The sequence below is a fragment of the Tunturiibacter lichenicola genome, from assembly GCF_051013355.1.
Taxonomy (GTDB): Bacteria; Acidobacteriota; Terriglobia; order Terriglobales; family Acidobacteriaceae; genus Edaphobacter; species Edaphobacter lichenicola_F.
In genome coordinates this window covers 4,639,424-4,663,063 of record NZ_CP132944.1, presented here as the reverse complement: position 1 = coordinate 4,663,063, position 23,640 = coordinate 4,639,424, and the positions used below count along the sequence as shown (strand labels likewise).

Genomic DNA, 23,640 nt, shown 5'->3' with positions numbered 1-23,640 from the left:
AAAATGCCGTATTCTAGAGACTTGGCCGAACATCGCCTCTCATCTCTCATGGGCATTACACACATCACCGTCCGCGGCGCTCGCCAGCACAATCTGCGTAACGTCAACGTCAGCATTCCGCGCAACACCCTCACCGTGGTCACCGGTCTCTCCGGCTCCGGCAAGTCCTCCCTCGCCTTCGACACCATCTACGCCGAAGGCCAACGCCGCTACGTAGAAACCTTATCGGCCTACGCCAGACAATTCTTAGATCAGATGGAACGTCCCGACGTCGACGCCATCGACGGCCTCTCCCCCGCCATCTCCATCGAACAAAAAACCACCAGCCGCAGCCCCCGCAGCACCGTCGGCACGATCACCGAGATCTACGACTACCTGCGTCTCCTCTACGCCAGCGTAGGCCAGCCCCACTGCCCCAACTGCCACCGCCCCATCACCCGCCAGTCCGCCGAGCAGATCGTCGAGCGTATCGCCGCCCTCTCTCCCGGCGAACGCATCACAGTCTACGCCCCCATCGTCCGCGGCCGCAAAGGCGAATTCCGCGAAGAGCTCGAAGCTCTCGACCAGCAAGGCTTCCGCGCCCGCATCGACGGCGAGATGGTCGAGCTCACCGAGGGCATGCGCCTCGAAAAGCGCAAGAATCACACTATCGAAGCCGTAGTCGACCGCATCATCCTCAAGCCCCTCCCTTCTGACAACACCACCGCCGCCTTAGCGAACGCCGCGCCAAAGTACGACACCCGCCGCCTCGAAACCAGCGTCACCAAAGCCCTTCAGATGGCCAACGGCCTCGTCCTCATAGCCATCCACGGCATGGACGAAACCCTCTACTCCTCCTCCATGGCCTGCCCCGACTGCGGTATCAACGTCCCCCGCCTCGAACCTCGCAGCTTCTCCTTCAACTCCAACTACGGTGCCTGCCCCAACTGCCACGGCCTCGGCAGCACCTATGACTTCGACCCCGCCAAGACCATCACCGACTGGTCCAAGCCCCTCCTCGACGGCGCCATGGGCCCCGGCAGCGGCTCCGCCTACCTCCTCCGCCTCATCAAGCTCGCCGCCGAAAAATACAAGATCGACATCAAGCAGCCCTTCGAGGACCTCACCACCGAGCAGCAAAACCTCTTCCTCTACGGCCCCCCGCGCTCCGAAGCTGGCCGCACCGGCTTCCACGGCATCTTCGACCACCTTCGCTCCAACCTCGAAGACACCAAATCCGAGGGCTACCGCGAGTACATGATGCAGTACATGTCCGCGACCCTCTGCCCCGTCTGCAAGGGCCGCCGCCTCCGCCCCGAATCCCTCGCCGTCACCGTCAACAGCGCATCCATCGCCGACTTCACCGCTCTCCCACTCGAGCGAGCCCTCACCGCCGCCCGCAACATGAACTTCGTCGGCCGCGACCGCATCATCGCCGACCGCCTCCAGCGCGAGATCGTCGAACGCCTCGAGTTCCTCAACGCAGTAGGCCTTGGGTACCTCGCCCTGGACCGCAGCGCCGCTACCCTCTCCGGCGGAGAAGGCCAGCGCATCCGCCTCGCCACCCAAATCGGCTCCAAGCTCCGCGGCGTCCTCTACGTCCTCGACGAGCCCTCCATCGGCCTCCATCAGCGCGACAACCAGCGCCTCATCAACGCACTCGAAGACCTCCGCGACCTCGGCAACACCGTCCTCGTCGTCGAGCACGACGAAGACACCATCCGCAAAGCCGACTACGTCCTCGACCTCGGTCCCGGCGCAGGAAAGAACGGCGGCATCCTCATAGCCGACGGGACCCCGCAACAAATCATGGACAACCCAGCGTCCATCACAGGCCAGTACCTCGCCGGCAAAATAGAGATCGTAGCCCGCACCGAACCCCGCGAACTCACCGGCAACTGGGTCACCGTCGAAGACGCCCACTCCCACAACCTCCAAAACGTCACCGCCCACTTTCCTCTCGGCGTAATGACCGTCATCACAGGAGTCAGCGGCAGCGGCAAATCCACCCTCGTCAACGACATCCTCTACCGCTCTCTCGCCAAAGAACTCTACGGCAGCCGCGAAGAACCAGGCCAGCACGGTAAGGTCATCGGCATCGACCAGCTCGACAAGGTAATCCAAATCGACCAATCCCCGATTGGCCGCACTCCACGCAGCAATCCCGCCACCTACACCGGCGTCTTCACAGCAATCCGCGACCTCTTCGCCATGCTCCCCGAGTCACGCGAGCGTGGCTACAAGCCTGGCCGCTTTTCTTTCAACGTTCAGGGAGGACGCTGCGAAGCCTGCCAGGGGGAGGGCCAACGCCGCATCGAGATGAACTTCCTCCCCGACGTCTACGTCCTCTGCGAAGTATGTAACGGACGTCGTTACAATCAGGAAACCCTCTCCGTCAAGTTCAACGGCTACAGCATCGCCGACCTCCTCGACCTGCCCATCGCCGACGCCGTTCCCATCCTCAAAGACATCCCGACGGTCAACGTAAAACTTCAGACACTCGTAGACGTAGGCCTCGGCTACATCCACCTCGGCCAATCCGCCACCACCCTTTCCGGCGGCGAAGCCCAGCGCATGAAGCTGGCAAGAGAGTTATCGAAACGCCAAACAGGCCGCACCCTCTATCTCCTCGACGAGCCCACCACCGGCCTCCACTTCGACGACGTACGTAAGCTCCTCGAAGTTCTCCACCGGTTAACCGACCTCGGCAACACCGTCGTCATCATCGAACACAATCTGGACATCATCCGCAACGCCGACTACATCCTCGACATGGGCCCCGAAGGCGGCGAAGGCGGTGGCCGCGTCATCGCCCACGGTACGCCCGAGCAGATCGCCACCGTCGCCGCCTCCCACACCGGCAGCTTTCTCGCTCGCTACTACACTTCGCATAACTCCAACTTCGCCAGCCGCAACGGCGACAGCCACGCCGGCCCCCAGCCCGCAACCATCGCAGCCGCAGCCGACGCGATCAAGCAGCCAAAAGCCAAATTCATCGCACCGGAAAAGAAAACGGGCCTCGCGAAAGCCAGCACCACCAAGCCCCAGGAAAGATCTGCAAAAAGCAGCAAGCCAAAAGCTGCAAAGAAGTCCACAATAAGCAAAGCAACGCCCTCGAAGGAAACCGGAAGGAAAGCCTCCGCCGCAAAGTCAACTCCGCGCACGAAAAAAGCATGAGCGACCTCACCTCAAAGACACCCCCATCCGATAGTCATCCCGTAAGCCATGCAGACACCCTGCCAAGCGTGTCCGCTCTCTTCTCCCTCATTCCAAATCACACCGTTTCTACGACACAGGCACGGAGTCAATCGGACGCCCCCGTCCGCCCCATCCTTCCCGAAGGCGAGGCCATCCTTCAGCCTCCCATGGACAACACCCCCAACGACGCCCCCGAAGATGCGCCCCACCGCATCCCCAACCTTGGCCACGCTCTTCTCTTCCTTGCCATCGCGGGCTTCATCCTCATCCTCACCCAACTCGTCCCTTTCGGCCTCGCCCATGCCACAGCTGCTGCGGCAAAGTCCTCCATCTCCCCCAAACTCCTCATCGCCTCCGAAGCAGTCAGCTACATCCTCACCCTCGTCATCTCCTGGTTCGTATTCCCCTTGCTGTGGAAGCGCTCCTTCCCCGATGGAATCGGAGCGAACCCCGACGCCGCACGCCGCAACGCCCTTCGCCTCATCCCCATCGGCCTCGTCCTCTCTTTCGCAGTGCAGGCAATCTCCACCCTGATCTCCATGCCGAAAGAGATTCCCATGGACGACTTCTTTCGCACCCCGTCCGACGTCTGGCTCGTCACCATCTTTGGCGTCTGCCTCGCGCCCCTCTTCGAAGAGATTCTCTTCCGCGGCTTCCTTCTACCCGCCTTCGCAATAGCTTATGACTGGCTCTCGCTCCCCCGCACCCCCGCCGCCCACGATCTCTGGCACTCCACCAACAAGATCACCCTTCCGGCCTTAATCTTTTCCTCCGTCCTGACCAGCATTCTCTTCGCCGCCCTTCACGGCCAACAGACAGCCTTCACCTGGCCCGTCTTGCTGCTCCTCTTCTGCGTCTCACTAATCCTGAGCGCCGTCCGCATTCGCCTGCGCTCCGTCCTCGCCTCCACCCTCATCCACGCCAGCTACAACTTCACCATCTTCCTCACCGCCTTCATCGCCACCGGCGGCTACCGCCACCTCGACAAGCTCCAACACTAAAACCATCTCCCGCCCTTTTGTTGTCATTCCGCAGCGAAGCGGAGGAATCTGCTGTTGTACTTGCCGTTGCAGTTGCCGTAGTCGTTGCAGTTGCAGTTGCCGTTGCCGGCCCTTTTGTTGTCATTCCGCAGCGAAGCGGAGGAATCTGCTGTTGTACTTGCCGTTGCAGTTGCCGTAGTCGTTGCAGTTGCAGTTGCCGTTGCCGGCCCTTTTGTTGTCATTCCGCAGCGAAGCGGAGGAATCTGCTGTTGTACTTGCATTCGCCGTTGCAGTCGTAGTAGTCGTTGCACTTGTCGTTGCCCGCTCTTTTGTTGTCATTCCGCAGCGAAGCGGAGGAATCTGTTGTTGTACTTGCCGTTGCAGTTGCAGTTGCCCGCCCCTTTGTTGTCATTCCGCAGCGAAGCGGAGGAATCTGCTGTTGCACTTGAATTCGCCGTTGCAGTACATCTGCCCTCAACATCCCAAATCCTACCTTCAAAAAAACACCCAAAACACCAGCAAATTCACATGTCAAGCCCCCGAACAAGAAATCCCCGCGCCATCCTGCACAATCGCGTGGCGTATGAGTTACACCCAACCAGTTACACTAGAAAATGGGAAGACAAAAAAACGTTTCTTCAAGGAACCATTGTCCTCCACGCACTAACGTCTTTGTTATGACGATTTTGGGCGCAAGTCTTTTGTTATGACGATTTTGCGGGGACCAACCCCGCGTAACCTGTTGATTCGAAGGAATTTACACGCGGGTAATGGGGGAGCACCCCCCTTACTGGAGATAGAGAAGACCATGCCGACCGAGAACAAGACCGCCCTCCTAAACCTTCTCGCCACTCACTCCTTCAAGCTAGGCGACTTCACCCTCGCCAGCGGTCAAAAGTCGGACTACTACATCGATTGCCGCATCACGACCCTCCACGCCGAAGGCGGCCGCCTCTCCGGCCTGGTCCTGTACAACCTCATCCGCGACCACATCCCCAACGCCGAAAAGATCGAGGCCGTAGGCGGACTCACCATGGGCGCCGACCCCCTCGTCTCCAACACCGCCAGCGCCAGCGCCTGGGCCCTCGCCGACTACAACGAGATCGCCGAGCTCTCCAGCGCCCTCGAGCTCGAAGCCGACGAAGACCCCGGCCCCATCCCCACCCTCATCCACGGCTTCCTCGTCCGCAAAGCCGAAAAAACTCACGGCACAGGCCGTCGCATCGAAGGCTTCCTCAAACCCGGAGCCCACGTCGTCATCGTCGACGACGTCTGCACCACCGGCGGCTCCACAATCACTGCCATCGAAGCCACCCGCGAGGCCGGTATGCACGTCGCCGCTGTCCTCTGCCTGGTAGACCGTGAACAGGGCGGTCGAGCAAACATCGAAGCCACAATCCCAGGCGTTCCCTTCCACTCCGTCTTCACGGCCTCCGACGTCCGCGCCGCTCACATCGCCCTGCATAAATCGAAATGAGCGCAGCAGAACAACAATCCAAGGCCCTCGCCTTCCTGCGCATCTCAATCGGCCTGATCTTCCTCATATTCGCCGAGTACAAACTCACCAGCACCAAGTTTATCTCGGGCGGCATGGCCACCTACATCGGCCAATTCATCGATCAGGGCTGCTACCCCTTCATGCGGCCCTTTCTGCAAAAGCTGATACTCCCCCACGCCGTATTCTTTGGCGCCCTCGTCGGCATCTCCGAACTTCTCATAGCACTGAGTCTCATCACCGGCATCCTCGTGCGATGGGCCAGCCTCGGCGGCCTGACCATGATGATCCTTTTCCTCTTCTCTTCGAACTATCCCGGGGCCGAAGCACCCTTCTGGCAGTTCTTCGGCGCCTCTCTGGAACACTCAATCCTCGCCCTCTGCTTCATCGCCTTCCTGATCGGCCCCTCCAACACACTGGGCAATCCGCCAGCCCCGCCCGTAAGCTGACTCACACGCAACGCCCCTCCTTTCAATACCCTCCACTTAAACGATTTGGCCGCGACCCTCCCACTGTTTATTTTCTTGACTGTGTCACGTCGCCACTGGTAGCGTTCGTTCGCTCTTCAAACAATAAAAGGCCCAGTCTTGTAATTTGTCACATCTTCGGAGGTCTTAACGTGATCGCACAAAAAGCTTTGAGAACGACCGTTGCACTTCTCATCCTCAGTCTGTCGCCTGCTCTCTTTGGTCAGGCCGTTAACGCAACACTTCTAGGTACCATCACAGACGCGTCTGGAGCATCTGTCGCCGGCGTAAGGGTCACAGTCACAGAAACAGCGACCGGAACAGTTCACGAATCAATCACCAATGAGAGCGGCAACTACACGCTCCCCGATCTTCCACCCGGAACCTACAGCGTTACGGCCGAAGCAAAAGGCTTCAAGAAGGACACTCATCAGAACATCGATCTTCTCGTCAACACCTCAACCCGTGTCGACGTCGATCTCGTCCCCGGCAACGTCTCCGAAACCGTCCTTGTCACCACAGCTCCCGCCCTGCTGCAAACCGATCGTGCCGACATCTCGACCACGCTTGAGCAACACCAGATTGCCAACCTTCCCCTCAGCAGTGGCAATAGCTTTCAGTCCTTGCTCAATACAGTTCCTGGCATGTCACCTGTCGTCTTCAACAACTCTCAGTTCTTCAACGCGAACAACGATCTGTCTGTGAACGCGAACGGTCAGTCATCCTACGTCAATCTGTATCAGATCGAGGGCATCGACGACGATCAGCGCACCGGTATCCACATCATTCTCGTTCCACCGGCAGCCTCCCTCCAGAACGTCGATATCACGACCAACAACTTCGAAGCCGAGTTCGGCCGTGCGGTCGGTACGGTGGTCAATCTCACTCTCAAGTCAGGCACGAATCAATTTCATGGCTCTGTCTTTCAGAACATGGAAAACAACGGAGTCAATGCCCGCAACTACTTCGCAAGCGGGCCCAATGGACGCCTTGTTTACAACTACACGGGTGCTTCAATCGGCGGTCCAATCATTAAAGATAAGCTGTTTTTCTTCGGCGACTTCCTGCGCACCTCCGATCACGAATCGTCCACCGTGACCACAACCATCCCCTACTACAACGTCGTTGGCAGCAATATCGACCTCAGCAAATATGCCGGGCAGATCTACGATCCACAGACCGGAGATGTAGCTGACTGTCAGGGAGGCCCGACACCGGCCAACTGCGGCAAAGGGCGCACACCATTCGTAAACAACCAGATTCCGTTAAGCCGAGCAATGACGCCAGTGAACGGCAGCAATATTGGGTTGAATGTCCTGCAGGCTCTTGATCAGATTGCGAGGAACCCACACAACAATCTTGCTTCAAATGCCTACATCGGTGGGGCTACGTCCAATAACTTTCAGCAGAACTCGCCCTTCCATAAAGATTCCATCAGCTACGACATCAAGGGAGACTGGACGATCACTCAAAAAGACCATCTGAGTGGACGTTTTAGCCACCAGTCAATCAATACCTTCCAGGCACCTCTATTCGGATCCTTCTACGGCGGTCCCACAGGGGGAGGCTTTGAAGCAACGGGGACAGCGGCCGCCTACAGCACGGGCGGCAACTACGATCACGTCTTTTCGCCAACCTTGTTTACTGAATTCCGCGTTGGTGTAGCGCACCTGCGTAACTCCGCGGAACAATCAGACTTCGGTTCTACCGACGCCAAAACTCTCGGCATACCAGGGACAAATCTTAGTTCGATTGACAGCGGACAAGTAGCATTTCAAGTAAGCAACTTCGCAGGCAACGGCGAAAACGGTACAGGCAACCCACTCATCGGTTATTCCCAGTCATTGCCGTGGCTCCGCGCAGAGTCCAATATCGATTTCGCAAACAATTGGACGAAGATCCTCGGTAATCATGCCCTGAAGGCAGGTGCCGACATTCGCCGTATCCGCGACGATCTTCTGCAAGGGAATATCAACGCTGCTGCTGGAACCTTCTACTTCAGTGAAAATCAGACATCTGCACCAGGGGCAGCGACCAAAGGCCAGGCTAACGATATCGCCAGCGTTCTCTTTGACACCCCTTACCAGGTCGGCCAGGATACGAACAGTACGTTCCCGTGCTACCGGCAAACATGGCTCTTCTTCTTCGTCTCCGACAAATGGCAGGCCACATCCAAACTAACCGTCGACGTCGGTCTCCGCTATGAACTCTACCCACCAGCAACACCGCGCAAAGCTGGAGGCTTCTCTGAATACGACCCAACCACAAATCAGTTGGTGATCGCCGGTATCGCTGGCAATCCCTCCAATATTGGAATGAAAACGGACTACAACAACTTTGCTCCACGCCTCGGAGCAAGTTACCGTGCCACGGATGCAACTGTGATCCGGGCAGGGTTTGGCGTCAGCTACGTTCCCTTCGTAGACAACTCCTACGCGTACAACTATCCCATCAAGACGAGCACCGACTACACGAACGTGCCAACATACGGCGCCGCTGTACTTTCATCATCCAATCCGTCAGCAGTCAATTTCGTGAGCGGAATTCCTCCCACCCCTTCAATTCCCATCTCCGCGAATGGGACAATCACTGCGACTGGCAACACCTTCCTCAACAGCCTGGGTAACCTATATATCCCTAAGAACTTCCAGAACGCCTACGTCTCTTCATGGAACGTGGCTATTCAGCAGGCGCTGCCTGGAGATAGCTCACTCCAAATCGCCTATGTCGCGAACCATGGCACGCGCATTGATGTCGCGCAAAACATCAACGTGCCCAGTGTCTATGGCGAAAGCGCAACCTTCGATCCTCAGAACATAGCCTTCGGCAAGACTGCTTCCGTAACCCAATTCTTTCTTGGCTTCTCTACAAACTACCAATCATTGCAAGTACAGCTATCTCGCCGATTCACCAAGGGGATCGCCTTCAGTTCTGCTATTACTTGGGGCAAAGCGCAAAACTATCAGACCGGCGCCCAGGATGGAGCGTTGCTCTTTTACAACGACTTCCGCCGCAACTACACCGTGGCTGACTTTGATCGAGGGCTCAACTTCGAGCAGACAGTTACATGGGAGCTTCCTGCCGGCCGAGGTCACCGTTACTTCAACTCCGGCGTAGGCTCGTTCATATTAGGCGGATGGAAGACATCGGCGATCTTATCGGCGCTCTCCGGCTTGCCATTCACTCTCACGACAACAAGTGCAACGCCAGGAACAACCCAGACGGTTGATCAGATTGCTCCCTACCATGTTTTGCATAATGTCACTCGCGCCGCCAATACACAGTGGTTCGACCCAACCAGCTTCAGTGTAAGCCGACTCGCTGGTTGCGTATCTCCTGGTCCCTGCTTGGTGGGCAACACACAACGCAATCAATTCCGTGGCCCAGGCTACTTCTCGGATAACCTTTCACTCTTCAAGAACTTCCCCCTCTTCCGCGAGTCAGTTCTGGAGGCTCGTTTCGATGCCTTCAACCTAACCAATACTCCTGCGTTCGGTCTCCCTGGAACAACCTTCGGATCCGGCTCGTTTGGAAAAATCACCTCAACCCTGGGAAGTGGCGTTGGCAATGTAAACGGCGTCGGCGGCCCACGTGTACTCCAGGCAGCTGTCAAGATATCTTTCTAATTGGAGCGAACACGCGGGAGCGCTCCAGCCATAACTCTCCGCCCCGCATCTTGTTTCCGAGATGCGGGGCCGCACTCAAAGTCTTGCAAATTTGTAGCCCTAAAGCGGCAACGAAATCACGAGAAGAATCGTCTTCCATTTACGTTCATGTTCGCAAGCCAAAATTGTAAGCAAGAAAGAGGAGTTCAAATCATGAAGAGTGTCTCCAGGCGACAGTTTGTAGGAGGTGCGGCTGGCGTAGTCGCATCCCTCTCTTTGCCCATCCGCGCGTGGGCTGCAAATTCGCCTTTCAAAATTGCTGTCATCTCTGATGAAATCTCTCAAGACTTCGATCACGCCTGTTCCGTCATCGCGAACGACTTTGGCCTGCACTATGTCGAACTGCGTGAGATGTGGGGCAAGAACCTCCAGGCCTCCTCCGACGCCGAAATTGCCGAGGCCCAGAAAATCCTCGCCAAATACAATCTGCAGGTCACCGACATCGCCAGCCCTCTCTTCAAAGTAGATTGGCCCGGCGCTCCCAAATCACAATACGGCTCAAAGGGAGACATGCACGGAGCCGCAGAGGTGGCCTACAAACAACAGGACGACGTCCTCGCCCGCTCGATCTCTCTGGCCAAACAGTTCAAGACCGATAAGATTCGCTGCTTCGACTTCTGGCGCCTCGAGGATGTCACTCCCTATCGTGCAGCTATCAACGAAAAGCTGCGCACCACCGCCGATATCGTCGGTAAACAGGGTCTCCTCCTGGTAATTGAAAACGAATTTGCCTGCAACACTGCAACCGGTCGTGAAGCAGCAAAAGTCCTCAACGCCATACAGTCCCCTCACTTCGCCCTCAACTGGGATCCAGGAAACGCCGTCATGCGTGGCGAACTCGACGCCTTCCCAGCAGGCTGGGACGCTCTGCCGAAAAATCGAATTCACCACTGCCACTGCAAAAACGCCATCAAGGACGCCTCTGGAAAAATCGTGTGGTCACCCGTCGACAAAGGTTACATCGACTGGACAGCGCAGTTCCGCGCTCTAAGGGAGGCTGGTTATCACAATGCCGTCAGCCTCGAAACCCACTGGCGTGGCGCAGCTACGCCAGAAGCCTCCACACGCATCAGCTGGGATGGCATGAAGCAGGCCCTCATTGACTCAGGGACCTTCTAGCAATCGCGATTGACTGAGCTATATAAACCGCAACTCCCCTGCCGTTTCACGCTTCCTTACTAAACACAGAGCGAAGTGACCGGCTTCTCACACAACGAAGGAGAGAAAATGATTACCAGACGTGAGTTCATTGACACACTTGCCATTGGAGCCGCGAGCCTTGCCGTCGGATCAACTGCAAAAAGTTACGCTCAGATACTCGGCTCCAACGATCGCGTAAACTTTGCCGTGATCGGCCTCAACTCCCGCGCTTACGCCCACCTATCGGCGCTCAAGGCGAACAAAGACTCTGCGCGAATAACCTACGTCTGCGATGTTGAAAGCGACATACTAAAAAAATTCGCGGACAACGTGCAAAAAGAGATGGGCTACGCTGCTGTAACCGACAAGGACTTTCGTCACGTTCTTCAGCAAAAAGACGTTGACGCCATTACGATTGCAACTCCTGATCACTGGCATACCCCCATGGCCATCGCGGCACTCCAGACGGGTAAGCACGTCTATGTCGAAAAACCCTGCAGCCACAATCCCGCCGAGGGTGCGCTCCTGGTTGAGGCACAACGGAAATACCAAAAATTAGTACAGATGGGAACGCAACAACGCTCCTCCCCTCACACCATAGAAATCGTCGACAAAATTCACAACGGTCTCATCGGCAGGGCGTACTTTGCAAAAGCCTGGTACAGCAATGTTAGAAAGTCGATGGGAACGGGCAAAGAAGCACCCGTACCACCGCAGCTCGACTGGGATCTGTGGCAAGGTCCTGCTCCGCGCAAACCCTACAAGGACAATGTGCAGCCATACAACTGGCACTGGCTAAGGATCTACGGCACCGGAGAGACGCTCAACAACGGCACGCATGAAATCGACGTTTGCCGCTGGGCGCTCGGCGTCGACTTCCCAAACCGAATCACCTCATCGGGCGGCCGCTATCAGTTCAAAGACGATTGGCAGTTCTACGACACGCTCGTCACCAGCTTTGACTACGACGACAAGATGATCACCTGGGAAGGAAAGAGCTGCCAAGGGATGAAGTACTACAACCGCGACCGGGGATCGACCATCATGGGAACGACCGGCACGGTGCTCGTCGACCGTGACGGATATGAAATCTACGATCTGAAAGGAAACAAAACCAGCGAGTTCAAGACAGGCAAAGAGACCACATCCTCTGATCTCACCGGCCGAGACTCTATGACAGATCTGCACTTCGCTAACTTCATCGCAGGCATCCGCAAAGGCGAAAAACTCAACGCGCCCGTATCGATAGGAAACGTCGCAGTAACGATGCTTCAACTCTCTAACATCGCCTGGGAAGTGACCCGCGAACTGCAACTCGATCCTAAAGACGGAAAGGTCCAGCATGATGTTGACGCAATGAAGTCTTGGGGCCGCGAATACGAGAAGGGCTGGGCACCACATCTATAGCGTTACTGGCATGGTCATTGCTAACCATAGCTATTAACGATCGCTACCCAGACTAACTCCTGCAGCAACAACTAAATCCAGAAAGCAGAGTCAAGACACTCATGAAAAACGCCTTCACCCGTCGCAACTTCATCCAGTCCGGTGCATTCTTTGCGGTAGCGAGTGCCACATCAAGCACTCTTTCCCTACGGGCGCAGAAACCATCGTCGACAAGTGGTGCTCCCTCCCCCATTCAATTGGGCTTGGCCAGCTACACATTCCGTAACTTCAGCCGCGACCAGATGATTGGCTTCATGAAGCAACTCAACGTTACGGATCTAAACGTGAAGGACACAAAGGATCATCTTCCAATGGACCCTTCCGAAGAAGCCAAGGCGCTCGCGGATTACGCGGCTGCGGGCATTAAGCTCCACGCCGCCGGGACCATCTACTTCGCCAAAGACGAAGATGCTGATATTCGCAGTAAGTTTGAGTACTGCAAGCGTGCTGGTATCTCGGTCATTGTCGCAGGCGACCCCACTCCTGAAACTCTCCCCCGCGTCGAAAAATTCGTGAAAGAGTATGACATCCGCGTCGCCATCCACAACCACGGACCCGAAGATAAATTGTGGCACTCTCCCCTCGATATTCTGAAAGCGGTGAAGAATATGGACCCACGCATCGGATGCTGCATTGACGTCGGTCACACCGTCCGAGCCGGCACAGATGTAGTTCAGGCCATACAGGAAGTGGGTCCGCGGTTATTCGATGTACACATGAAGGACCTTACGAACTTCCAGAGTAAGGAAAGTCAGGTTGCTGTCGGAGACGGCATCATGCCGGTAAGAGAGATCTTCGAAACCCTGATCAAAATCAAATACAAAGGTTTTGTCGACTTGGAGTACGAGGTTCATGGCGACGATCCAATGCCCGGTGTCATCAGTAGCTTCGCTTACATGCGCGGTGTCTTAGCGGGCATGGGATATCGAAGCCACGGCTGAGTCAGTGAGCCGTGTATCGACAACCCGGGATTGTCCACATAAGAAAACCCTACTCAAACTGCCCGTGGTGGAGTTCGCTGCTCCTGGCCAAGTCTTTATGAGTAGTATTATCTTTGCAATTGCAGGGATTGCTGCTCAGCGGTTCCCTGCGACGAAGAAGGTCATCTACTGGCAAGCCCGGAGGAGTATTGATGTCGAGACCTTTAAAATCCACGAAAACAGCCCCTCGCAAAAAATACAACCCCTTGACGTGGGCTCTCGGCGCCTTACTCATCCTGGCAGTAATCATCTTTACCTTCCTGAAATTTCCGCACGCTCGAACTGCTTCCGCTGCATCCGGTCCAACTCCTGCGATCAGCAAGCCCGCCGTGGCACCCTCCGAATCACCTATGATGAGTGCCTCTGCCGGCTTAATGTTCGCCCCAACTATTCCCAATAAAGCCATGCCGCAGAGCAAATCTCAACCAGGCATGGCATGGATACCCGGCGGTGAGTTTTCAATGGGTGCTCAGGATCCTCCAGACATGGAGCACGACCACGTTGGCATGAAAGCAACCGAGGACTCCCGCCCCGTTCACCGCGTCTACGTCGACGGTTTCTGGATGGACAAGACCGATGTCACTAATGCTGAGTTTGCGAAGTTTGTCGCAGCGACACACTACGTTACCGAATGCGAAAAGATACCGAAAGCAGAAGACTTTCCAGGAGCCCCACCGGAAAACCTCGTAGCCGGAGCCGTCGTCTTCTCCCCACCCGATCAAGCCGTTTCGCTCAATGACCAGTATCAGTGGTGGAGCTACGTCAAAGGCGCAAACTGGCGACATCCCAACGGCCCTGACAGCGACATCAAAGGCAAAGAAAATTACCCGGTCGTCGACATCTCCTATGACGACGCTCTTGCGTACGCAAAATGGGGGGGCAAACGTCTTCCCACAGAAGCGGAGTGGGAGTTCGCCGCCCGTGGTGGCCTCACCGGCAAGCCTTTCGTCTGGGGCGACTCCTTCCGCCCAGACGGCAAGTACATGGCAAACACATTTCAGGGCCACTTCCCCAACAAGAACACCAGCGACGACGGCTTCAACGCCACCTCACCCGTTACTAAATTCCCTCCTAATGGCTACGGCCTCTATGACATGGCCGGCAACGTCTGGCAGTGGACCTCCGACTGGTATCGTCCTGACTACTATCAGCGCCTCGCTGTCTCAGGCGATCTCACCCGCAACCCAACCGGTCCCGACGACTCCTTCGATCCTGCAGAGCGCGGAGTCCCGAAGAGAGTGATGCGCGGCGGATCCTATCTCTGCACCGACCAGTATTGTTCGCGTTATATGGTAGGAACTCGTGGCAAAGGCGAAGTTTCAACCGGCACCAATCACCTTGGTTTCCGCTGCGTGAAACCGTTACCTCGCTCATAGTCGATTGAACACACGGCCACAGTAGGATGAGTATGCTCACTTGCCTTCGCCACCAACTACAAAGCATCAATTCATATCTCGAGCGCAGTATAAAGCTGCATGGGTAAGAATCTGACGCTGACTCTCTACTAGAGTATGCTGTCGTACCAGCACGCTATTTTTTCAAAGCAAGAGGGGGGCCGCTAACGCGCTTTCCGGCGAGGTCGACATTCACCTCAACCCTGTCTGCGATCTTGATAAAGGGAATTCCGCTATTCATTCCATAGTTCTTGCGATCAAAAGCCATCGTCCCCTTGATCGTACCGCTGCCTGTTCCGACACCGGAGACAACCAATGTCAGCGTCTCTGGTTTAGAAACTCCACGTATGGTGAACGTACCTGGCACATCAAAAGTGTTCGGACCGGTCTGAACCACCTTCGTTGATTTGAATGTTATCAACGGATTTTGCGAGGCGTCAAAGAAGTCTTTGCCTCTCAGTTTGTCATCCTTCATGCCGCTTCCTGTGTTTACAGAGGCCGCTTGAATCTTGATATCCAGCACACCGGTCGTTACATCCGTCGATGTAAAAGTCAAGGTCGCATCCCACTTGTCGAAATTACCTTCAATAGCGACCGAGGCCTTCACGGAAAACTTAATCTTGCTTTGTTGTTGCGAAAATTCGAAAACTGGAACTTGCGCCTGGCCAATCGACACCAGCAAGGCGGCAAGGAAGGGCAGAATTGCCAGATGTTTCGTCTTCATGATGTTTTACCTTTTTAATCCGATGACCTTCACGCAAGCGGCTGCATAACGCTGGAGCAACGACTAAAAACTCCGCGTCCTCAAATATATTAGGAATCAATCGCTGGAAAAGACACTAGCAAAAGTGCCAGAATTACGCTCCTAATATTGTCGGAACGGATTTAGCTAAGGCAACTACGGAGCCTAGCGGTGCGACGCGGCAAAAGCATTGATGTAAATAAACTGCGAGCCAATGATCAAAAGCCAGACCCAAAGCGCGAAGCGTAGTGGACGTTTAGGGATCCATCGCGCCGCCGCAGTTCCGAGGGCGACCCCAGCCAATCCACCGATGACTAGATGTTGCAAAAGGCCTGAGCTGGTGCCACGGAAGAAACCGTGGGCGCCGCTCCCAATAAGCGAAAGTAGAAAGCCGAAGACAATATCCGTTCCGACAACCTGAACAGGAGTAAGTGCGGTTAGGCTAAGAAGAGCGGCGCTGCCGAGAGCTCCTGCTCCGGCAGAGGAAAAGCCAACTTCGGCACCGACTGGAAACATCAGGAAGGGAAGCCAACGGCTACGGTCGATACGTGGAATATCGACTCGCGTGGGACGAAACGAAAAAGCTATCTGCCAAAGAGCGGTGAATACCAACACACCGCCGAGCAGACCATTGAGCAGAAGCTGTGGCCCATGGATATCAAGATGACGCAAAACAAGCGAACCGATAAGAACTCCCGGCAGTCCGCCAAGCAGCATGAAGCCGAGAACTCGCCACGCCACCTGGCCGCGAGCGATCTGCGAAGGAACAAGCACAAGTTTTACCGCGGCAGAGAACATTAGACCCGTCGCAACAGCTTCCGGTGCGGGAACGCCGAGAAAGAGGATAAGCAACGGTGTCGTGATAGTGCCGGCTCCCACACCAGTAAGAGCAATGAAAACGGCGATGATAAATCCAACCGAATACTCCATGATTTTTTTCCCGGCGTTGATTCTCACTTCAGCGAGTTGGTGCAGCTTGAATGTGAATCCCACACTCAACTTTGCGGCCGGCCCAGCGGCCAGAACGAGGATCGCTTGGGTCAGTCGGGACCGAGGTGCAAGGCTCACATCCAATACTGGAATATCCAAGCTCGTACAGAGGGAGCAAAGGAATCCCATAGTGAGCGCAAGACTCCCATACCTCCCGCGTGGTCCAGTCGGCAAAGGGGCTCAGTTTGCGAACTGTCACGCCAGAGGGAAGGGTGAAATCTGAAATCTGTTCAAGAGCAGCACGGCTACGCGCCTGTTCACGGCGCAGCCCCGTGAGCCAAACTTTATAACCCGCGACTGCCGCGAAGAGCGGCTCAACCTTTCGCAATCCACAACAACGATCAGGAGCAGTCTGGTGAAGCAGACCGTGTTCTTGCTCCTGCTCGGCTACGCTGCGGACAGGCAGCAGATTGACGAGATTCAACTTCCAGCCCTGAGCAATTAGATCGCGATAGGCGTAGGTCTCTGCAAAGTGGTAACCAGTGTCCAGGAACAGAACCGGAATATTAGGGCGAAAGTTGAGAGCGAGATATAGGAGAAGAACATCCTCAGCCTGGAAGCTACAAGTCAGACATGCGTCGTTTTCCCCGGGCGTAGCTGCGAGTTCACGTTCAAGAAGGCTGCCAACGTAAGTGAGTTTAGCCGCAAGTAAAGGCTCGAGATCAACGAGCGAATCGAGGGAACGTGTTCGAGTTTCATACGAACTTTGGATAGAAGGATGACTCATCGCTTTGTCTCTCCTTGGAGAACACCATGATCTTCGAGCATGCGGAGCAACTCATCGACGTTCTCGACGTTGATCGCATGATTGGAATTTAGCGTGACCGTCTTCGTCTCAGACTCGGAATGAGTGATTACAAGAGCTCCCGCTGAACTCAGCGCCGTATGTACATCGTGAGATTCGGGCGCCGGTCGTACGACGAAGGCTCCGCGCAAAAAGAGTGCCCGCTCTGCATCAACGACAAAAGATTCAGGTCCACCAAGATGGATGATCCCACCGGAGTGGCCCCAGCGGGTGGTACGCTCCTGCGCGGAGACAGGGCTTGTCGAATCAGCATCGACACCGCTGGACGTATCGCGGATCATACCAGCAGCTGCAGTTGCATTAGTGACCGGATCGATGAGCACAAAGCTGCCAGTAGTGCGATTGACGGTGTACAGATCCATAGCGAGCGGCTGTACGGTAGTAATTTCAATCAGGCCAATGCCGTTGAGGCTAAGCGTCGCAGCCGATTGTCGCTCCAGAGTTGCTACATCGAGACGATGTAAGACCGCAGTGACCTGTGCCTGAACAGTTTTACTAGTGTGTTTGAGAAGATAGCGGCGTGCGAGGTCGAGAGGCTGCTCATCCATCCAGACCAACGAAGCAGCGAAGCGCTCCGCGATGACAGCGGGCGAACCCGAAGATACGATGAGATCGCCGCGGCTGATGTCCAACTCATCTGTAAGAGTAAGCGTTACAGATTGCGGAGCAATGGCTTCCTGAAGATCTCCATCAAAAGTGACAACACTCCGGACGCGGGTAGTCCGCCGCGATGGGAGAACCGTAACAGAGTCGCCGAGCCTAATGGTGCCCGCAGCGATCTGCCCGGAAACACCCCGAAAGTTCTGATTAGGCCGAAGAACTCGTTGCACCGCAAAACGAAAGGGGGCAGACTCGCTAGCATCAGCGGCGGGTACGGCCTCGAGCAATTCGAGAAGCGAAGGCCCTTCATACCAAGGCATCGCAGTTGTACGGCGAACTACGTTGTCCCCCTCTAGCGCGCTGACAGGAATGAAGTACAGATGCGGTGGCCGAACATCTCCAAGTTGTTCAAAAAAATCTGTGAAGTCCTCACGAATCGCATCAAAGACTTCTTCCTTGTAATTGACCAGATCCATCTTATTGACCGCGACAACGATGTGGCGGACACCCAGTAGCGCCGTGATGTAGGCGTGTCGTCGGGACTGTGTAAGAACACCCTTACGTGCATCCACAAGCACGATGGCAAGCGACGCTGTACTGGCCCCGGTAGCCATGTTGCGCGTGTATTGCTCGTGACCTGGAGTATCGGCAATGATGAATTTGCGTTTGCTGGTGGAAAAGTAGCGATACGCGACGTCGATAGTGATTCCCTGCTCGCGTTCGGCCCGTAAACCATCCGTGAGCAGGGCGAGATCCAGCACACCAGCGCCGGTTGTTCCCTTCCCTTCGATAGAACGAACCTGATCCTCATAGACACTCTGCGTGTCGTACAACAAGCGGCCAATCAACGTGGATTTCCCATCATCGACAGAACCGGCAGTTGAGAACCGAAGTAGATCACGGCTCTGCTCTTCCGCGAGAAATCCAGAGAGAGAAAACACAGCAGGCTCAAGCTCGAACGTAGTGTCCGTGGTCTGCATTTAGAAGTAGCCCTCGCGCTTCTTAAGTTCCATGGAGCCCTCTTGGTCATGATCGATGACACGGTTCGCGCGTTCGGAAGAACGGAAAGAAACAAGCTCGCCAATAATCTTCGGGAGAGTATCAGCATCCGAGCGAATCGCGCCAGTGCAAGGACTGCAACCAAGCGAACGCAGCCGTGATCGAATCATCTGCGGTTGTTCGCCGGCACGAGCGACGAAACTCTGTTCGATTGGAAGCAAAGCGTCGCCACGTACATACATCGGCCGTTCCTTCGCAAAATAAAGATCGACGATCGGAATATCTTCCTGCATGATGTACTGCCACACGTCCATCTCGGTCCAGTTGGAAAGAGGGAAAACACGAATCGACTCACCCGGATGAACGCGGGAGTTATAAATATTCCAAAGTTCGGGCCGCTGATTCTTCGGATCCCATTGACCCGCCTTATCCCGAAAAGAATAAATTCGCTCCTTGGCACGCGACTTCTCTTCATCGCGGCGAGCCCCACCGAAGGCTGCGCTAAAACCATAGTGGGCGAGTCCATCCAGCAACGATTGCGTCTTTAGCAGCCCGCAGCAACGCTTCGTATCGAGTGCGATGGGGTTAGTACCCGCGGCGATTGCTGCTTCATTGCGCCAAACCAAAAGTTCAACACCAACCTCAGCAGCCATGCGATCGCGAAACTCGATCATCTCCCGAAATTTGAAACCCGTATCTACATGCAGAAGAGGAAATGGAATAGGCGCGGGATAAAAAGCCTTCTGCGCTAAACGCAACATAACCGAAGAGTCTTTGCCAATGGAGTAAAGCATGACAGGCCGTTCAAACTCTGACGCAACCTCGCGCAATATATGAATGCTCTCGGCTTCGAGGAGCTGAAGATGCGTGAGTGCGGGGGATGCTGCCATGGAGAACTCCCTGGAAAGTTGTGGCTACAAGGCGTTGCAGCTAACGACACTAAAAACGCCAATTAGATTGTGGTGAGTTTGACTAGCGCATGATTGGAGACGCCTGCTCGACGTCGCACGAACAACAACAACGGAGCTGGCGATTGATGCGCATTTGTAAGATGAGTCTAACAAACGGTGGTACTTCAAGCAATGTAGCCCACTAAGTCACCGCCAATCTAGAACAGTAGTTTAAGACCAAGCTGAATCTGACGGCTAGTAGCGGCTGCAGTAACTACGCCCGCGGTCGGACTCTGAACCACGGCAGCCGTTTGGTTTGCACTACTTCCCTGCGTCGGACCGGAGGTGTAGACCACCTCGTTCGGTGTCTGCAGGTTCGTATGATTGATCACGTTGAAGAACTCCGCGCGGAACTGAAGTCGTGTCTTCTCACTGATCTGAGTGGCCTTGACAAGCGACAGATCCCAGTCGGCATAGCCAGGTCCGGTAAGAGTGTCCCGTCCCAGGTTACCTACCATGCCATAAACCGGCGCTGAAAAAGCATCTGGCTTGAAAAACTGAGCAACACGAGCAGCAGTACCGCCGTGTGTATACAGGCTACCTGTGAATGCGGCGTTTACATTCGGTCGAATAGGATTGCGTGTGTCGCCAGAACCGGTTGGGTTATATCCAAGTTGAGGGCTAAAGGGGAATCCCTTCTGAAGACTTGCGATCGTACTTAGGCTCCATCCAGAGACGAAGTGATCTACAACTGGCGATGCAGACGAGAGAAAAGCGTGCCCATGACCGACAGGCAGTTGATATGTGCCATTGATGGCGACCAGGTGTCGGACGTCTGTAGCCGCTGGACCATAATCGAGTCCTGGACTCCCGGGATAAGAAACAAAGGCGGGAGTATTCGCCGAAACGCTCGTATTCCACGCTGAACCGTTGTCGAGATTACGCGCATACGTGTAGTTGACACGAAACTGTAAGGCACGTGAGATATTGCGACGAACATCGGCCTCGAGTGCGTTGTAGTTGCTCGACCCACTCGATACCCATGAGGTAGTGTTAGCAACCTGCGGATTCGCCTTTATAGTAGTGGGGAAATAAATCGTCCCCGCCGTCGCACCCGTTGGGCATCCACTATCCGGCGAGCAGATGATAGAGGCTGGCTCGTTCTGATCTTCTGAAAGAATCTGGTGGTATCCATGCGAGCCAACGTAAGCGATAGTCAGCGTAGTCGCACTATCTAATTGTTGTTCCACCCGAAGCGTATAGGACAGCACAGTCGGGGTTGAAATATTGGTTTGAATATTCGATGGCGAGATCAGCCCTTGCGGTCCAGCGGTCGGGTTCGAGATAGGTACGTTCGCGTAGGAAAGCGTCGTGTTGAAAGGCGCAGCTTGATCGAGACGATAGTCGAGATTATCGAGCAGAGAGTGGTGCAGCCCAAATGCACCACGAAGGCTGGTCTTCCCATTACCAAAAGCATTCCATGCAAAACCGACACGAGGCTCCGGCAAAAATGTTGCGCGATTATCCGTGAGCGCAGAGCCTCCAGTTGACGGCGTACTGTTGATGACGTCGTTGGTAAAACCATAGCGAGAGGCGCGGTCATGAGCCTCGTTCCAGCCATTCGTCGACTCAACGCGAATGCCGGCACGAAGTTCGAGCGTGGGCAGAACCTGCCAAGTGTCCTCAACATAACCTGCGCTCATGAAGCTCACCCAATTGAGCGGCGTAGGTGATGGAACAACCGTGAAGGTCTTCACAGTCCCCTGAAGAAAAGTCGTTAGTGTAGCAAACGATGCCTGTCCATATTGATTCTGAGCTAAGTTGTCGTTCGACTGAAGTCGTTGCAACCAAACCCCGGCTTCGATCTGATGGTGGCCACGCGAATAGAAGACATGATCGTCCAATGTGTAGAGATTTCTGGTAGTTGCATTATTTGACCCTACATTCGCGCCAGCTCCTGTAATCTGCGAAGAGCCGTTTGAAGCGGTCGATCCGGCGATGACGATAGCACCCGTTGGCTTGCCCGGGATAAAACCGGGCGTCTCGGCTTGGAGTGAATCAGGTATGCTCCCGAGAAAAAAGAAGCTTGCGCGGGAATATCCGATGCGTGCCGTGTTGAGCAGGCGTGCAGAAAACACATGCTGCTCCTGAATACTGACAACTTGCTCACGAAGTGATTCATCGATCAACGAAAGCGGATTCTGTGTTGGCGTATTCGCGGTTGAATCATCAACCGTGTAGACCCCGAACAGCAGATCACTTGAGCTAAGATTGGCATCGAAGCGCGTTGTGCCAAAGTCCTCACGAATGTGCTGGGTTGGGCTCGAAAACGACTCACCAATGCCAGTCGGATTGCCGTTCGCATCAAGCAACTCAGGACCATTTTGCACTGGCCATAAATTCATCAATGGCGCGACACCCGGCGCAACGCCATAATTTTTACGCGGCCCACCGGGGTTAGCAGGATTGGGAAGAAAACCTTGTCGAGCTTGCGTATCGGGAACAAGTGTCACATCAGTAATACCGAGATTCTGACGATAACCCTCATAGTTTCCAAAGAGGAAAAAGCGATCGTGACGAAGTGGCCCGCCCAGCGAACCTCCGTAATTGTTACGTTGAAATTCAGGAATACGAGCCTGATCAAAGTAGTTTCGTGCATCAAAGAATGAGTTACGAAGAAATTCATAGGCTGAACCATGAACTGAGTTTGTTCCCGAAGCAGTAACAATTGAGATCTGAGCTCCCTGTCGCTTTCCATAGCTGGACGAATAGGTGTCGCTGACGGCATTGAACTCGCGTACGGCATCGACACCCAGTAACTGTCCGCTCGTCCCACCTGGGGTGACGTTAATCAACGAAGCCCCCGTATACTCCACGCCATTGAGGAGATAAAGGTTGTCCTGCGGGCGCCGTCCCGATATCGCGAACATATTTCCCACGGAAGAGTTAGAAGTTCCAACGGATCCGCTGCGTTGGGCAGTGTAGTTGACCGTAGCGGGATTCAGAGTAAGCAGTTGATCGTACGAGCGACCATTCAAAGGAAGATCCTTAACCTGGCGCTCATCCACCAACCCGGAGACCTGCTGCGTCGTCAGGTTGACTGAAGCCGGAGCATCCGTCACAGTTACCTGTTCCGAAACATTGCCAGGATGCAGTGTGATATCGACACGTGTAGCCTGACCGACGGTGAGCGAAACGTCTTTGCGAATCTGGGGAGCAAAGCCATCTTCTGTCACGGAGATCATATAAACGCCAATCGGTATTGACGGTGCCGCGTATGCTCCCGCAGTGTCGGAGATTAGGTGTCGCTCGCCTCCGGTCTCTTGATTTCGAATAGTCACACTAGCACCAGACACAATCGCCCCGCTTGCGTCCACAACGACGCCACTGATCGTGCCACCAACCACCTGCGCGCATAAGACTACTGGGGAAATTCCAACAAGAAACGTAAGAGCAAGAACGTAACGAAGCATCGAGAACCTCCAGCGGGCGAAGCGCAGGCCTAAGCAAATGACTGTGATGGATTTCGTGTCTAAGAAAGGAACGGAATCAGAAACGACAACAACGCATGAGGCTTCCGGGGGTGGAAGCCGCTGTGCCTGCATAGCAGGTGTGCGTTAAAGTCGATGAAATCATCGTGATCCTCAGATACAGCGATCAACCGCTGGCTAGATGCATACTGAAGGTTTTAGAGAACTAACGCCGAGAGGGCACACGGTGCAGACCTGCGTCACAACAACAACAGTTGACGAAGGAATTGTGGAAGGTCAGCAACATATGGTGGATGTTAACACAAAATCGCTAGAAGGAACGTCCGAAGCGCCGAAACCAGGAACAGCAAGTTCAACTAAACACAAGACAGCAGTGACA

Annotated in this window: 17 protein-coding genes; 9 read left to right on the top strand and 8 right to left on the bottom strand. The window is 55.1% G+C overall.

Annotation, left to right across the window (positions count from 1 at the left end; all coding sequences use genetic code 11):
* Positions 1–48: 48 nt before the first annotated feature.
* Positions 49–3,156 carry an excinuclease ABC subunit UvrA gene (uvrA, locus tag RBB82_RS19495; protein ID WP_433975421.1) on the top strand — a complete coding sequence of 1,036 codons (3,108 nt, stop codon included), beginning with the start codon at positions 49–51 and terminating at the stop codon, positions 3,154–3,156.
* Positions 3,153–4,178 carry a lysostaphin resistance A-like protein gene (locus RBB82_RS19490; protein WP_433972406.1) on the top strand — a complete coding sequence of 342 codons (1,026 nt, stop codon included), beginning with the start codon at positions 3,153–3,155 and terminating at the stop codon, positions 4,176–4,178. Before uvrA ends, RBB82_RS19490 begins: the two co-directional genes overlap by 4 nt.
* A gap of 23 nt (positions 4,179–4,201) precedes the next feature.
* On the opposite strand, the gene RBB82_RS19485 is transcribed toward RBB82_RS19490, so the two are convergent.
* Together RBB82_RS19485 and RBB82_RS19480 are read right to left on the bottom strand one after the other, a co-directional pair.
* Positions 4,202–4,399: a hypothetical protein gene (locus RBB82_RS19485; protein ID WP_433972405.1), complete on the bottom strand. Its 198-nt coding sequence runs from the start codon at positions 4,397–4,399 to the stop codon at positions 4,202–4,204.
* Positions 4,396–4,638: a hypothetical protein gene (locus RBB82_RS19480; RefSeq protein ID WP_433972404.1), complete on the bottom strand. Its 243-nt coding sequence runs from the start codon at positions 4,636–4,638 to the stop codon at positions 4,396–4,398. The genes RBB82_RS19485 and RBB82_RS19480 overlap by 4 nt, the downstream gene beginning before the upstream one ends.
* Positions 4,639–4,965: 327 nt before the next feature.
* On the opposite strand from RBB82_RS19480, the gene pyrE reads away from it, so the two are divergent.
* The 7 genes from pyrE (at position 4,966) to RBB82_RS19445 (ending at position 14,726) form a co-directional block, all read left to right on the top strand.
* Complete coding sequence (gene pyrE / locus RBB82_RS19475; RefSeq protein WP_433972403.1) at positions 4,966–5,634, top strand: orotate phosphoribosyltransferase; 669 nt, start codon at positions 4,966–4,968, stop codon at positions 5,632–5,634.
* A complete protein-coding gene (locus tag RBB82_RS19470) occupies positions 5,631–6,101 on the top strand; it encodes a DoxX family protein (RefSeq protein ID WP_433972402.1) in 471 nt (156 codons plus the stop codon). Before pyrE ends, RBB82_RS19470 begins: the two co-directional genes overlap by 4 nt.
* 170 nt (positions 6,102–6,271) lie before the next feature.
* Entirely contained in the window at positions 6,272–9,745 is a 3,474-nt protein-coding gene (locus RBB82_RS19465) for a carboxypeptidase regulatory-like domain-containing protein (protein WP_433972401.1), read from the top strand.
* Positions 9,746–9,937: 192 nt separating this feature from the next.
* Positions 9,938–10,903: a sugar phosphate isomerase/epimerase family protein gene (locus RBB82_RS19460; RefSeq protein WP_433972400.1), complete on the top strand. Its 966-nt coding sequence runs from the start codon at positions 9,938–9,940 to the stop codon at positions 10,901–10,903.
* Positions 10,904–11,011: 108 nt separating this feature from the next.
* Complete coding sequence (locus RBB82_RS19455) at positions 11,012–12,331, top strand: Gfo/Idh/MocA family protein (RefSeq protein ID WP_433972399.1); 1,320 nt, start codon at positions 11,012–11,014, stop codon at positions 12,329–12,331.
* A 101-nt stretch (positions 12,332–12,432) separates the two neighbouring features.
* Entirely contained in the window at positions 12,433–13,311 is an 879-nt protein-coding gene (locus RBB82_RS19450) for a sugar phosphate isomerase/epimerase family protein (RefSeq protein ID WP_433972398.1), read from the top strand.
* A gap of 191 nt (positions 13,312–13,502) precedes the next feature.
* A complete protein-coding gene (locus RBB82_RS19445; protein ID WP_433972397.1) occupies positions 13,503–14,726 on the top strand; it encodes a formylglycine-generating enzyme family protein in 1,224 nt (407 codons plus the stop codon).
* Between the two features lie 154 nt (positions 14,727–14,880).
* Here RBB82_RS19445 and RBB82_RS19440 read toward each other — a convergent pair whose 3' ends face one another.
* The 6 genes from RBB82_RS19440 to RBB82_RS19415 all read right to left on the bottom strand — a co-directional run bounded on the left by RBB82_RS19440 (position 14,881) and on the right by RBB82_RS19415 (position 23,243).
* Positions 14,881–15,468: a YceI family protein gene (locus RBB82_RS19440; RefSeq protein WP_433972396.1), complete on the bottom strand. Its 588-nt coding sequence runs from the start codon at positions 15,466–15,468 to the stop codon at positions 14,881–14,883.
* A 183-nt stretch (positions 15,469–15,651) separates the two neighbouring features.
* The gene (locus RBB82_RS19435) at positions 15,652–16,416 is read right to left on the bottom strand and encodes a sulfite exporter TauE/SafE family protein (protein ID WP_433972395.1); all 765 of its coding nucleotides are present in this window, start codon (positions 16,414–16,416) and stop codon (positions 15,652–15,654) included.
* A 28-nt stretch (positions 16,417–16,444) separates the two neighbouring features.
* Positions 16,445–17,203 (bottom strand): phosphoadenylyl-sulfate reductase, encoded by a 759-nt coding sequence (locus RBB82_RS19430; protein WP_433972394.1) that lies wholly within the window; start codon positions 17,201–17,203, stop codon positions 16,445–16,447.
* Positions 17,200–18,861: a sulfate adenylyltransferase subunit CysN gene (gene cysN, locus RBB82_RS19425; protein WP_433972393.1), complete on the bottom strand. Its 1,662-nt coding sequence runs from the start codon at positions 18,859–18,861 to the stop codon at positions 17,200–17,202. Before cysN ends, RBB82_RS19430 begins: the two co-directional genes overlap by 4 nt.
* Positions 18,862–19,770, bottom strand: a complete 909-nt coding sequence (gene cysD / locus RBB82_RS19420; protein WP_433972392.1) for a sulfate adenylyltransferase subunit CysD — start codon at positions 19,768–19,770, stop codon at positions 18,862–18,864.
* A 218-nt stretch (positions 19,771–19,988) separates the two neighbouring features.
* On the bottom strand, positions 19,989–23,243 hold the full coding sequence (locus tag RBB82_RS19415) for a carboxypeptidase-like regulatory domain-containing protein (RefSeq protein ID WP_433972391.1): 3,255 nt from the start codon (positions 23,241–23,243) through the stop codon (positions 19,989–19,991).
* Between the last annotated feature and the right edge of the window lie 397 nt (positions 23,244–23,640).

What these genes read in the sequence shown, in the direction of transcription:
- RBB82_RS19480 (WP_433972404.1), bottom strand. Translation starts at nt 4,638, where the DNA reads ATGTTGAGGGCAGATGTACTGCAACGGCGAATTCAAGTGCAACAGCAG.
- RBB82_RS19450 (WP_433972398.1), top strand. Translation starts at nt 12,433, where the DNA reads ATGAAAAACGCCTTCACCCGTCGCAACTTCATCCAGTCCGGTGCATTC.
- uvrA (WP_433975421.1), top strand. Translation starts at nt 49, where the DNA reads ATGGGCATTACACACATCACCGTCCGCGGCGCTCGCCAGCACAATCTG.
- RBB82_RS19430 (WP_433972394.1), bottom strand. Translation starts at nt 17,203, where the DNA reads ATGAGTCATCCTTCTATCCAAAGTTCGTATGAAACTCGAACACGTTCC.
- RBB82_RS19460 (WP_433972400.1), top strand. Translation starts at nt 9,938, where the DNA reads ATGAAGAGTGTCTCCAGGCGACAGTTTGTAGGAGGTGCGGCTGGCGTA.
- pyrE (WP_433972403.1), top strand. Translation starts at nt 4,966, where the DNA reads ATGCCGACCGAGAACAAGACCGCCCTCCTAAACCTTCTCGCCACTCAC.
- RBB82_RS19490 (WP_433972406.1), top strand. Translation starts at nt 3,153, where the DNA reads ATGAGCGACCTCACCTCAAAGACACCCCCATCCGATAGTCATCCCGTA.
- RBB82_RS19470 (WP_433972402.1), top strand. Translation starts at nt 5,631, where the DNA reads ATGAGCGCAGCAGAACAACAATCCAAGGCCCTCGCCTTCCTGCGCATC.
- RBB82_RS19455 (WP_433972399.1), top strand. Translation starts at nt 11,012, where the DNA reads ATGATTACCAGACGTGAGTTCATTGACACACTTGCCATTGGAGCCGCG.
- cysD (WP_433972392.1), bottom strand. Translation starts at nt 19,770, where the DNA reads ATGGCAGCATCCCCCGCACTCACGCATCTTCAGCTCCTCGAAGCCGAG.
- RBB82_RS19435 (WP_433972395.1), bottom strand. Translation starts at nt 16,416, where the DNA reads ATGGAGTATTCGGTTGGATTTATCATCGCCGTTTTCATTGCTCTTACT.
- RBB82_RS19415 (WP_433972391.1), bottom strand. Translation starts at nt 23,243, where the DNA reads ATGCTTCGTTACGTTCTTGCTCTTACGTTTCTTGTTGGAATTTCCCCA.
- RBB82_RS19440 (WP_433972396.1), bottom strand. Translation starts at nt 15,468, where the DNA reads ATGAAGACGAAACATCTGGCAATTCTGCCCTTCCTTGCCGCCTTGCTG.
- RBB82_RS19445 (WP_433972397.1), top strand. Translation starts at nt 13,503, where the DNA reads ATGTCGAGACCTTTAAAATCCACGAAAACAGCCCCTCGCAAAAAATAC.
- cysN (WP_433972393.1), bottom strand. Translation starts at nt 18,861, where the DNA reads ATGCAGACCACGGACACTACGTTCGAGCTTGAGCCTGCTGTGTTTTCT.
- RBB82_RS19485 (WP_433972405.1), bottom strand. Translation starts at nt 4,399, where the DNA reads ATGACAACAAAAGGGCCGGCAACGGCAACTGCAACTGCAACGACTACG.